The sequence below is a fragment of the Nostoc sp. ChiQUE02 genome, from assembly GCF_034531305.2.
Taxonomy (GTDB): Bacteria; Cyanobacteriota; Cyanobacteriia; order Cyanobacteriales; family Nostocaceae; genus Nostoc.
Window position 1 is genome coordinate 153,685 of record NZ_JAVRBN020000012.1, and the last position, 12,990, is coordinate 166,674.

Here is a 12,990-nt window from a genome sequence, read left to right on the forward strand (position 1 = left end):
ATACCTTGAGTTTTCAGCTTTACAGCGTCGAGTTTGAATGCTGAGATTACATTATTCTTAAATAACTATATAAATATTTATTTATATTTAGTATAAAATACTCCATAAGATAGATGCGTTTCAGAAAATGCTTTTTGTATAGAAATTACATAGATATGTTGTAGTGGCGCACATCTATCTGTGCGCCACTGGGTTATGAGCTAGATTTCTGGGTCAACCAAACGGGTAGTGGGACGACTCTGATACAAATCTTGAACGACTTGGATAGCAGAAACTACAGCTACAAGGGTAATGACTGCAACAGGTAACAAACCTTTGCCTAAAATGGCGATCGCTAGCAGCACAACTGCACCCGCAAGTCGATACTGGGAACGAATTTTGCAATAACGGATCACCCCAAATCTGTGGAGGATACTGACAGCTAGAGAGCATAATGCTACTGAACCACAGATAAGCCATCGCTGGGAATCGGGTAGTGCTAAAGTTGGTTTACTCAACAAAATTTGTTCTACACCAACTCCAGCAGCAGCAATCCCAATCACTAACGGTAAATGAGTGTAGAGCCAAAGATTGACAACACCAACTTTTCCATGTGTTCGCGCCATCTCAATCGGTTTACCACCCAAGTTATCAAAATAAACCCACCACCAGCTAAAAGCGATAATTAGACCAAACACGGCGGAAATCACCGTTAAAACATCCCATTTCTGCTCAGAAACACCATTGACTACTGCAATGATTGCTTCACCCAAAACAATAATGGTAAATAGCCCGAAACGTTCTGGTAAGTGGGAGGCGTGGGGGAGTAACCCGATCTGAAACTTATGTCCTGTTAAGGGTGTAGCAAAATCAATAATGATTCCCAGTGTCCAGAATCCGAACCGCCAAGGAATGGGTACAGATGCTGATATTAACCAAATAAAGGCTGCGATCGCAAAACCAATAGCGTAGCGAGTAGTCAAAGGACGCGCTGAAGAGATATGTCTTCCAGCACGGACGTATTCTATTACAAGCACAGCCCGACCGAGAGCATAGGAAATCGCAAAACCAGGGGAACTCTCACCTAAACCGTGGTGGATATTAATAGCCATTGCTGCTGCTGTCAGCATTTGTATACAAATCAGCAGTCGATGTCCCACATCATCGCTGTCAAAGCGGTTGGCGTAGAATGTGGTGCCAATCCATGACCACCAAACGGGTATAAATAGAACTACAAAGCCAAACCATCCTGATAGCGAGATATCCTCATTGAGATTGTGAGCGAGTTGAGAAACAGCAACTACAAACACCAAATCATAAAAAAGTTCTAGCCAAGTGGCGTGTCGTTCTTCTTCGGTGTCCTCACCAATGCGTAACCTTGGCGGTTGGAGAAAATTTGCCATAATGCTAATTGCGAATCGCTAATTGATTTTTACCATTAGCTGTCATCCATTAGCGAGTGCGTAAACGTTTCTGCATAAGTTGCTAAAAAGCTGCTGATAATACAATTAAATTAGACACGAATTGTGAAACACTATTGCAAAGTTTAATTTACTAACGATAAATAAACGAGAGTAATTATTATGACAGTCAATTTTAAATCTATGTTTGTTCCGCCAGGTAAGGGTTCCACATATTTAGTGCTAGGTGACTTATATACCATTCTGGCTACAGGAAAAGATACAGGTGGAGAGTATGGCGTATTCGAGGCTGTGATGCAACCGCAAAGTACTATACCAGCCCACTTTCATGACCAAACCAACGAAGCGCACTACATTCTTGAGGGAGAGGTTGAGTACCAAATTGACGAGCAGACTATCATCGCAACTCCCGGAACCTTCCTGAATTTTACTAAGGGTCAATGTCATACTTTTAAGAACATTGGGTCAAAACCTGCCAAAATGCTGACTTGGGTTACACCAGCAGGGGGTGAGCAGTTTTTTGTAGAGGTAGGAAAACCTGTAAACTTACCTTTGAATGAGGAAGAACGCTCTCTTTTGGGCATTGTGAATCCCGCCGACTTTGAAAAAGCCGTTGTCATTGCCGCGAAGTATGTTCAATTTGTGACAAGTTAAGCAAGCGTGGAGTGTAGCATCTTCAATTCAATTTGTAGGGTTTGCCTGCTTTAAATTAAGCGCACAAAGTATAATTTGATTCTTTGAAGCTGCTTAATAAAATAAAATATTTTTTTTGATTAAAATCCTAAAAGGACTGTTTTGATTAAGAGTGAGAGAGTCTAAGCTTTAACCTTGAAATGTATAGAGTAAAGTAACATTTAGGCTCTCTTGCGATCGCAGCGATAAAAAAAGCATTTGTGATTCACTCTTATTGACGAATCAGTTTTTCAACAACTTTGTTATTTTCCCCAAGTTGTTGTTCGCTAACGAAGGGTTTATTACTAGAAGTTTCTTTGGGGAATTTGGCGTTACTTTGGGCGTGGAGTCCTGAAAATACACTCAACTTAACTTCTTTAGTCTCTTTGGAAGTAGGCACTAAAGTAACTTTAAGCTCACTGAGAACTCGCTGTTGCTCTTTGATTATTTGAGTTAGTTCGTTGAGTTGTTGAGTATGTATGTCATTCAATTTTTCATGGAGCAGTTCAATATTTTGTCCAGCTCTCAAATTCACTTGGTGGTCAATTTCGGCGTTTTTCCGATCGGTATCCGACTGGCGATTTTGACTCATCAAAACGATGGGAGCTGTGTAAGCTGAGGCAAATGAAAATACTAAGTTGAGCATCATGAACGGTGAATCGTCCCAGTGGGGAACCCCAGGCATGGCGTTGATACCAACCCATCCCGCTAAAACGGCGCTTTGCCCAATCAGAAATCCCCAAGAACCCACTTGCGTTGCAAATTTATCGGCAAGGCGTTGTCCGCGAGTCAGTTGTTCTGTGGAAGTGTTTTGGGCTGCTGGCTGTATCTCCACAATTTGAGGTTTTTGAACTACTTTTGCATCAACATTGTTGGACGATACTTTTTTTAATGTATTCATATTGCACCTCTTGGGTCTGTGTTTATCCTGATGACCTTTAATGTACGCTGGTCGAACGATAGGAGCAAATATTGTTTCTTTTCAAAACGATAGATAAAAGTGATTATAGGCAAAAAACTACCTTAAGACAGATCCCCAAAGCCAGCAAAAACATTCATTTAAACACTTGGAGACCCCATCTTGTAAAGGGATGGGGTCTCCAAGCGAGAAAATAACGAGAAGACTGAACACTCATCCTAAGACTTGGTTTCCTGTGTCTGTGCGTCGATAATTACACTCCAGTCATCATTTTTCACAGCAGCTTCAAGTTGACGCTGACGTTCGGCTTCACTCGCATCTGTTGTTTCTGACTCTTTAGAAAGAGTTGTGTCAGCCATTGCTTTCCGTAGTTTTAGCTTTTTCTCCTCGTAGGCTTGACGTTCCGCCTGTGACATTACCGCCTTGGCAGCTTCCCCTACCGTGCTAGCCCACATTCTGCGATCAGTTGCATTACCAGGTGGTGTGCTTTCGAGTTCTGCTATCCACGCATCTCGCAAATCCTCCATTTCTTCACGCTTCGGGAATTTGAATGCTTGCACGCGGACAAAAGCACACTTTTGCTGACCATTTTGCCGAATATGACCGTTTAGGGAAAGCAACACATTCCGAGAATAGCCAATGTGCTGCGTGCGGCGTTCTGCGTCTAATACTGCGTAAACACCTGCAATTTTAGCGTTCTGAGCAGCCGCAGACCAAGCCTCAAGGTCAATGATTTCAGTACCATTGTTTGCCAATTCAAGAGTTATACTCACCTCAGTGGCAACGTGTTCATCATCTGAACTGTACAAAAAGTCATGTAGTCCACGGTGGTTTATGGGGACATTTTGATGTTCAATTGGCGGGTTGTGCTGAGTTTCCATTGCAGTTTATCTCTGAGTTATTAATTAGCGATGCTAACGGCAAGCGCGAAGCGCTACGCAAATATATCCCTTTAGAATATTGAAGCTTAAATCTACTCACATCCCTAAATTCTTCTTAAGGATTCTGAGAAAGCAAAAACAACTATTAGACCTTATATGAATCAATTGATACCTAAAAATTGGATATTCATTAAACAGCGGCTGACCCCTTATTTATTTTTACTACCCGCCTTAGTTCTTTTGGCGTTAACAGTCTTTTGGCCTGCACTGCAAGCGTTTTACCTCAGCTTTACTAGCTATGAAGATATTGCCCAGCCGCCACAATGGATAGGTTTGGCCAACTTTCTCAAGCTTTGGAAGGATGCAGTTTTTTGGAAAACCTTGGAAAACACTTTTCTATATCTTGTGGGTGTAGTACCAATTTTAGTAATTGCTCCCTTAGTACTGGCAATTTTGGTAAATCAGAAACTGCGGGGGATGAATTGGTTTAGATCGGCATACTACACCCCAGTGGTAATTTCAATGGTAGTTGCGGGAATAGCTTGGAAATGGCTGTATGCAGAAAACGGATTACTGAATCAGTTGCTGAAAGCTTTGGGCCTTTTTCCAGAAGGTATTCCTTGGCTAACTAGCCCAGCAAAAATTTTTGGTATTGTACCAATTTCTCTTGCCAGTGTCATGGCTGTCACCGTGTGGAAAGGACTAGGCTACTACATGGTGATTTATTTAGCGGGGTTGCAATCAATTCCTGCTGATGTGTACGAAGCTGCTGCGATCGATGGCTCTGATGGTATTAGCAAACATTGGGATATTACCATACCTTTGATGAAGCCGTATCTAGCACTAGTGGCGGTGATTTCGGCTATTTCTGCGACCAAAGTGTTTGAAGAAGTATACATTATGACCCAAGGAGGCCCACTCAGTAGCTCGAAAACGATTGTTTATTATTTATATGAGCAAGCTTTCACCAATTTGGAAATCAGCTATGCTTGCACAATTGGTTTAGTGCTATTTTTGATAATTTTAGGGTTATCGATTTTGCGATTAGTTATTAATCAGCAGGGGGACGATAATATCACAATCTGATATTGACTTAATTTAACCTGAGTTCGATGTAAGAAAAAGTCTGAAACCTAGACAGAGTTAAAATCGCGTTTGATACTCCACAACTGCACGACTGTCATCGGTTAAATTAGTGGAAGCACGCACGCGAAACTCGTCGTTTATCCGGTAATTAATTCCCCATTGGAAAGGATCATTTGTTGTCAAAATCTTGATACTGGAAACGGAAATCTTGGAAGAAATATCAACTCCAGCTTCTGCTGCCAATTCCAAAGTTGAACTGCTCCTTCCAGCTTCGGGATTCTCAGAAATAACGGTTGGAAATATCCGCAGTTCGCTTAAGCCAAAGGTACTCCCAATTTGGTTAAAAGCTGACTGAAAATTATTGAACACCGCTGAACCTGCGATGTTAATCAGTCCCAAAGTACTGTCGCCACGTCCTTGGGTGTCTACAAAACCACCTCCTAAAAGAGCAACAATTTCGGTTTGACTACGTGACGGACTGCTTGTTAGTTCTAGATTTTCATTTAGTTTGCTGGCGAGACCGTTGATAGTGGCTTCGACTCGAACACTCTCTAAGGCTGATAAACCTGTGGAATTTACCCGGCTGAAGTCATTACTTTGAGTTACGTCCAGTACCTTGGCAAATAGCTGTATATCCAAGTTGGGGTCACGGGGTTGAGAGGGACTAAAAGTTGCGGTGTGTTTATAGCCACGAGCGAGGTTAAATTGCGTAGTAAATAAATTCACCCCACCTTGTTCTAACCGAATAGTGCCATCGGGGACGGGCTGATTGATTGAGCCGTTAACTATGAGATTACCAGTTGCCCGGAAGTTGAGAATAGGAGGACGGGAAATTTGGACGTTTTTACCTAGTTCTAAATCTAGATTATTAAATCTAGCGATGCCTGACGGCAAGGGTGCCGCCAATGCATTTCCCATCCCATTCCCAATTTCAGGTTTACTCTGCTTATTATCTTTTGTGGGTGATACGCCAATACCACCATTTGCAGATGAAGTCGCGTCGGTAGATTCTGCCAACAATACCTGACCATCAAATAAATTTACTTTACCGCCAATTACCGGGTTAAGGGCAGAACCAGTAATCTGTAAATTGCCGCTAGCGCCTCCCAAGTAAAGCCCCTTGAGATTCAACGCCAGCTGATCAAGATTAACGGTTAGGGGATTCTGGATAGTCAAGTTCTCATTGTTAAAAATCGGAATTTCTCCAGCAGCTTCTACTTTCCCACGGCTAAATCTACCCTGAAGATTTTCTACTAAGATGCGGTCAAAATTAAACAGCACTCTACCTGTGACACGTCTCAGCTTACCTGGCAATGCCTGGGCTGAAAAAGTAGCATTATTGATAGTAGCAATTCCATCTACTTCGGGTTTTTGCAATGTTCCGCGTACCTTGAGGTCTATTTCTCCTTCACCTTTCTCAAATACCACTTGATTAGTCAATGCGTTTAACAGTGCTAATCCCTCGTTTTCCAACTTCATATCCAAACTGATTTGCTCACTGTCTGGTGCAACGGTTGCAAAAGGCAATTTATAAGGGATGCTGCCAGTAATATCAACAGGTTTTGGCCCAGCAACTGCTACAGTACTACCAAAGTTTAAGCGTCCGTTGGCATAGCTGAAACTTGCGATCGCTGACTCTATTTTGTTCTGATTTAATATTCCTTCTGTGATTTGCAATTCCCCTCTAGCTTGGGGATTAGCAATGCTGCCTGCTAAAGCTGCTGTACCGTTAAGATTGCCTGTGATTCCAACTGGTAGTTTGGTAAAATTATTCAGTACTTGTACTGGAAAATTATTTACTCGTAGCTGGCCAGATTGTTCATCACCGCCAACGTTACCCGTGAAGGCAATCAGCCTGTTTTGAGATTCGAGCCGTAAAGGTCGCAAACTCAAAACACCGTTTTCAAAGTTGCCTTCGGCAATCACTTTGTCGGCAGTATAAAAACGATTTCGTTCTTCCTTTTTACCCCAGGCAAAGTTTTGTCCATTCAAATTAAATTCCACTGATAATCCATTGGCTGTAGCTGTATTTACAGCAACTTCCCCGTTGAAAGTGCCCTTTAAGTCTGCCAAATCCGGTATGGGAGTGGAATCAAGTCGCTGTTGTTCCTGTTCTGCCACCAAAGCTTCAATTTCAGAAAACCTTTGGATTTGGGTTAATAAAGGCTCATTTTGCGACCCTTGAGGATTGGTGGTTAGATCCGCTGCTGTGCCGTAGATTGGTGCTGAACCACCTTGCAAATTTTGTAAATCAAATACCTGTGCTACAGCTAGAACATCTTGGATCTCACCCTGGTTGACGTTCAGTTTACCTTGTAGTTGAGGGCCTTTAGGGGTTTGAGCAAAAGTACCGACAAGGGCGTAGCTACTTTTGCCTTTGACAAATTCACTACTGGCGAGTGTGGCTTTACCGTTACTGTAGCGGAATTGAGCAGCTATTCGATCGCCTTTAACCCGGCCAATTTGCGGATCGGCGATCGCTAAATTTCCCGTAGCTGCGAATGTCTGCTGATTAAACAGCAAATCTCCAGTTAACAAGCCAGCGATCTTACCAGTACCCAGGCGAGTAATTGGTGGCGGAGTCAAATTCAATAGTTGTAAGGGGAAATTTGCAACTTTGAGCGCCCAATCATTGCCTTGAACATTACCTGTTGCTGATGCTTGCTGCCATTTTACTAAGAAAGATTTCGGGCGATTATTGGCATCTAAATTAAAGGCCAGGCGATCGCTATTACCCGCCAAGTTCAAATTCAACCCGCGTCCCTGTGCGGAATCGATGTTTCCAGTTAACAACGGCTCAAAAGCAATATCTTGAACAACTAAGTCTCGTAAGTTGATTTGCCCTACTACATTTGGCAAGGGCAGCTTGCCAGTAATTTGACCATTAAAATCTACTCTCCCCGCCACAGCAACCTGATTAGGAAAATTGATCGGTAACTGTTTTAAGTTGTAATTCTGGGCTTGGACGTTGAGATTTAGGGCAGTAATTTCTGGTATGCCTACTCCCTGAGCATTGGCTAATATGTTACCAGTAACACTTAAACCGGGAGCAGTTGCTCGCTCAATGGTAAGCCTTTCACCACTCCAAGCGATCGCAGCCGTCAGAGGTTGCTCAAGACCAGGGATACCTTGGGATAATTGCACCTGTCCAGCAGCACGTACATCAGCTAATTTGGACGATCCGACATTGCCAGCTAATTGCAACTGACCGCCAAACTGACCTCGCAATTGCTGATTGAAACGATTTAATTCCACACCGTCAGCATTAACTACAGCTTGATAGCGACCATTAGCCAATTGGATATTAGAAGCTGCGATCGTTCCACCTGCAACATCCAACCGTCCCTGACCAGTAGCTTGGATAGTTTGCGGTTGGAAGGACTCCACAGAACCCGCCACGTTTGCTTGACCAGTTAACGTCCCTCGGAACTGCGGTGGTACTGCTGCCAACTGCTGCAACGGTACATTATTTGCTTGAACTTGCGCCTGATATACACCATTACCGACTTGGATATTAGAGGCTGTAATGGTTCCACCTGCAATATTTATCTCTCCCTGACCGCTGGCTTGGATAGTTTGCGGTTGGAAGGACTCAACAGAACCTGCCACGTTTACTTGACCAGTTAACGTCCCTCGGAACTGTGGCGGTACTGCTGCCAACTGCCGCACAGGTACATTCTTAGCCTGAACTTGCGCCTGATACACACCATTTGCAAGTTGGATATTAGAGGCTGTAATAGTCCCACGCGCAACATTTACCCGCGCTTGACCGTTGGCTTGAATAGTTTGCAGCTTAAAAGAATCAACAGAACCCGCTACATCGAACTGACCAGTTAATGCCCCTTGAAACTGCTTTGGTACTGTTGCCAACTGCTGCACAGGCACATTCTTAGCCTGAACTTGCGCCTGATATACACCATTACCCACTTGGATATTAGAGGCTGTAACCGTCCCACCGCCAATAGCAAGGCTACCTTCACCACTGCCACGCATGGTTTTCAGGCTGAAGTCATCTCTGCTGCCTGCGATTTGGAACGTTCCCGCCAATGGATTATTTAAAGCTGGGGGAGACTGTTTCAATATTTGTCCCAACCGTACACCATTCGCTACAAGTTGAGCAGAAAAGTTTTGTTCTTGCAGTTGGATATTAGAAACTGCAACTGTACCGCCACCAATTTGAACTCCTGCACCATCACTGCGAATTGTGGCAATTTTAAATGGTGCTGTGCTGCCTGAGAGGATGAGCCGACCATTAAACTGCGCCCCCGCCAAAGAGACATTTTGCAGTTGACTTTTGTCTACAAAGGGTTCCAATTTTACCCCAGAGGCAACAGCCACAGCTTGCCAACGCTCATTGGCGTAACTACCAGTTGCCCGGACTGTACCACCACTTACATTCAGAGCCACATTGCGGAAAGAGACGTTGCGATTTGGAGCGATCGCAACTTCACCAGTTCCAGGGTAAGTTCCGTTAGGAGCCTGGAACTGTACCAAAGTTTGGACATTGGTAGGAGCGCCAGTTAATTGAGCTGTACCTGAGACATTGCCGATTTGAAAGGTAGGTGTTGTTTCATAAACTTTTGCGATCGCATCCCCTGAAACATTCTTAGCAGCGAAATTTAAATCCAGTCGCGGCGTTTTACCAAGTTGAATTGTGCCAGCGCCCGTGATGTCACCACCAACTTTGGCTTTAGCTTGAATATCTTTCAGGGTAATTAAAGATGAACTAGTAACAAGCTCAAACTTACTACTGATGCGATTAAAATCAACTTTATCAATCCGGGCAGTTTGGATTGTGGCAACTGTGCCTGAGAGAATTGGCTCTTTAGTTGATCCGGTAATCTGTAAGTCTGCTTGTACTTGTCCAGCGATCGGCACAGGTAATTTTACCTTGAGAGTCTCCTGGGCATTAGCCAAACTCACCGCATTTACACGCCCTGCCAACTTAAAGCCTGCTTGAGTGTCGATGATTCCCGTAGCCACTACAGGAATTTTGCCGTAGTTGGTAGTAACATTGTTTAACTGTAACTCCGTTCCCTGAAAACGGAGGTTTCCTTGGCTATTGCTCAATAGTTGCGGGACTTTGGGTATTTGAAGTGTTACCCCTTGCACAGCAGCGTTGCCATACAATAAAGTCTGCTGTCCTGGTGTCAACCGAACTAACAAGTCACCATTAGCTCGGCCTGCCTGTAAGCTTACTGGTAACTTAATTAACCGAGTAATATCCGCAGCTAACAAATCTTGGGCTTGCAACTGAAAGTTGCCTGCTAGCACCTTAGAACGTGTCTCTCCTTGAATGGAAATATTGCCACCACTGTCTGCTTGTCCCCCCACTTCAAACCTGATCAACTGGTTGTTTGCTAAAAGTTGGGCAGAACCGTTGAATTGAGAAAATGTTACGGGGGAGGTGGGGGACGCGGAAGATATTCCTTCCCCTGCTCCCCCGGTCACTGAGCGGCTTGTCCTGAGCGAAGCCGAAGGGAGTCGAAGTGCTGCCTCCCCTGCACTCTTCTGCGGCATTAAGGCCAGCTTGGCATTGCGAAACCGCAGGTAGTCCAAATCAGTTTTAATTGCACCGTCTCCACCTGACGATGCGATGCTAGTGGAAACCCAGCGCCCTTGCTCATCCTGGTCAATGTAAATATCTGGGTTGACTAAGGTAACATCTAGCTTTAGGTGGCGGTTAAAGATTAGTTGTAGCAAATCAAAACCCACCTCTACAGTTTCGACTGCGGCCCGATCTGGATCTGTAGCTGTCGCCGGGATAGCTGAAGCGCCAAACTGCACTCCCGTCAACGAAAATTGTGTGACTCTTCCCAGTTTTACCGGACGATTGAGTGTAGTAGTCAGACTTTGTTGTGCTAAGGGTGTTAACTCTGTTTGGACAAAAGTCCACAACCGCCAAATACCGACAATAACTCCTAACAGCAAAAGTCCGCCCAAAGCAATGCTACCCCGACTCAACACCAGCAACCACAGACGCTTGCGGATAGGGGAGGGGGAGAGAATATCTTGATTGGGAGATTTAGTCATTTGCTTTCACTGTATTAATTGCCAGATGTCGCTGGCACACACAAGCATTAACCGACACACTGATTCAGTATGCCATTTCCAGGATACGCCAACTAAACCCAAGACCTCATTGGTTAAGTTACGGTATTTGCTTGATCCAATACTTATGCTTAATAATATTGGCGTTTTCAGGTAAATCTGATCTGAATAGAGTGAAAATTGTTCCTGTGACTTTCCTTGAGGCACAACCTAGAACTTTAATATGAATAGACCTTAAAAAAGACAGATGATTACACCAATGCGTGTTTTTGTGTTAATTTTTAATGCTCGAACGGAAAATGAGGGGATTCACACAATTCGGGAAGGCGATCGCAATAAAATTCTGATGTTCGAGTCAGAAGACGACGCCACGCGTTTTGCCCTGATGCTGGAAGCTCAAGATTTTCCCTCACCTACACCTGAGCCGATCGATGCTGAGGAAATCAAGGAATTTTGTGAAAGTGCTGGATATGAATGGGAAATCATCCCAGAAAACAGCAATTTAGTTGTCACTCCCCCAGAACTAAACGTAGAAGAAACTGACTGGCAAGCAAACGCCCAGAAGGAGGATACTGTTGAAGACAACTTCCCTCTCAATCAACAGCCACTAGAAGAACCAGAATTATCTGATTCTGAACTAGAGAAGATGCGTCGCAAATTGGAAGGATTGTTGTAATTAGTCATTAGTCATTAGTCATTGGTCATTGGTCATTGGTCACTTGTACTGAGCGTAGCCGTTCGCATAGCGTCTCGCAGAGAAGTATTGGTCACTGGTCATTGGTCGCTAACTGACTAATGACATAAGGACATAGACGCCCATAGGGTAGGACAAAGGACAAAGGACAAATGACAAACTTGCAGGAACGTGGGCATCTTTTAACCGAGCTGGTAAATCCTAACAGTCTAAACTTAGACCAGCTCAGTTCTCTGGAATTGGTGGAGCTGTTTAATAGCGAAGACCAAAAAGCAGTCGAGGCGGTTGCAGCGGCGAAAATTCAGTTGGCTGAAGCAATTGAGCGCACCGCAGAGCGTTTGCGCCACGGAGGACGCCTATTTTATATTGGTGCGGGCACAAGTGGCAGGTTAGGGGTGTTAGATTCTGCTGAGTGTCCACCTACTTTTTGCACGCCCCCAGAGTTGGTACAGGGAATTATTGCTGGTGGCGCTGGGGCGCTGGTACGCAGTTCCGAGGATTTAGAAGATAGCATCGAAGATGGCGAGGCTGCGATCGCTGGGCGACATATTACCCAGCTAGATGTAGTAGTTGGTATTACTGCTGGTGGAACAACGCCTTATGTCCACGGTGCCCTTCATGCTGCTCGGCAGCGGGGAGCCACTACTATTTTTATCGCTTGTGTTCCAGCGGAACAAGTTAGCTTTGATGCTGATATTGACATTCGGCTATTAACAGGGCCAGAAATAATCGCCGGCTCAACTCGCCTGAAAGCTGGTACCGCCACGAAATTAGCTTTAAATATTCTTTCTAGTGGGGTAATGGTCAAACTAGGCAAAGTTTATGGCAATCGGATGGTGGATGTAGCAGTAACAAATCAAAAGTTACGCGATCGCGCTTTGCGAATTTTGCAAGACCTCACAGGTTTAAGTCGGGAAGCTGCTGGCTTTTTACTAGAACGTAGTGGTAAATGGGTTAAGCTAGCACTATTGATGCACTGGACTGGTTTGGAAAAAGACGAGGGCGATCGGCTTCTTTCAGAACACCAAAGTAATCTCAGAGCAGCTGTTGTCAGCTATGAAAACCACAAGCAACCTTGAAAAAATTTTCCTAGATAAATACTCTATATATGGCTGCTACTTGTCTTAGTAGCACGCCTTTTTTTAAGAATAATATTCTCTAAAAAAGCTAATATTAACTAACATAATTAAGAATAGTAAATTTAAATAAATATTTTTAACATTTATTGTCAATCTCAATAACTAAAGCAAAGCTCTTTAGAGATTTCTAACCTTTTTTAAACAAAAA

General features: G+C 43.9%; 8 protein-coding genes. 4 read left to right on the forward strand and 4 right to left on the reverse strand.

The features are described from left to right. Positions 1-200 precede the first annotated feature (200 nt). Entirely contained in the window at positions 201-1,382 is a 1,182-nt protein-coding gene (locus RM347_RS15385) for a low temperature requirement protein A (RefSeq protein ID WP_322716623.1), read from the reverse strand. A gap of 180 nt (positions 1,383-1,562) precedes the next feature. Between RM347_RS15385 and RM347_RS15390 the strand changes: the two genes are divergently transcribed. Continuing rightward, on the forward strand, positions 1,563-2,054 hold the full coding sequence (locus RM347_RS15390; RefSeq protein WP_322716622.1) for a cupin domain-containing protein: 492 nt from the start codon (positions 1,563-1,565) through the stop codon (positions 2,052-2,054). Between the two features lie 250 nt (positions 2,055-2,304). On the opposite strand, the gene RM347_RS15395 is transcribed toward RM347_RS15390, so the two are convergent. Both RM347_RS15395 and RM347_RS15400 read right to left on the reverse strand, forming a co-directional pair. Beyond that, on the reverse strand, positions 2,305-2,973 hold the full coding sequence (locus RM347_RS15395) for a DUF1003 domain-containing protein (protein ID WP_322716621.1): 669 nt from the start codon (positions 2,971-2,973) through the stop codon (positions 2,305-2,307). A gap of 236 nt (positions 2,974-3,209) precedes the next feature. After that, positions 3,210-3,872: a GIY-YIG nuclease family protein gene (locus tag RM347_RS15400; RefSeq protein ID WP_322716620.1), complete on the reverse strand. Its 663-nt coding sequence runs from the start codon at positions 3,870-3,872 to the stop codon at positions 3,210-3,212. A gap of 156 nt (positions 3,873-4,028) precedes the next feature. On the opposite strand from RM347_RS15400, the gene RM347_RS15405 reads away from it, so the two are divergent. Then, a complete protein-coding gene (locus RM347_RS15405) occupies positions 4,029-4,958 on the forward strand; it encodes a carbohydrate ABC transporter permease (RefSeq protein WP_322716619.1) in 930 nt (309 codons plus the stop codon). A gap of 57 nt (positions 4,959-5,015) precedes the next feature. Here RM347_RS15405 and RM347_RS15410 read toward each other — a convergent pair whose 3' ends face one another. Then, positions 5,016-10,991 carry a translocation/assembly module TamB domain-containing protein gene (locus RM347_RS15410; RefSeq protein ID WP_322716618.1) on the reverse strand — a complete coding sequence of 1,992 codons (5,976 nt, stop codon included), beginning with the start codon at positions 10,989-10,991 and terminating at the stop codon, positions 5,016-5,018. A gap of 265 nt (positions 10,992-11,256) precedes the next feature. Between RM347_RS15410 and RM347_RS15415 the strand changes: the two genes are divergently transcribed. Both RM347_RS15415 and murQ read left to right on the forward strand, forming a co-directional pair. Next, positions 11,257-11,685, forward strand: coding sequence for a DUF3110 domain-containing protein (locus RM347_RS15415; RefSeq protein WP_322716617.1), 429 nt, complete (start codon positions 11,257-11,259; stop codon positions 11,683-11,685). Positions 11,686-11,855: 170 nt separating this feature from the next. Next, positions 11,856-12,782: an N-acetylmuramic acid 6-phosphate etherase gene (gene murQ, locus RM347_RS15420; RefSeq protein WP_322716616.1), complete on the forward strand. Its 927-nt coding sequence runs from the start codon at positions 11,856-11,858 to the stop codon at positions 12,780-12,782. Positions 12,783-12,990: the final 208 nt, after the last annotated feature.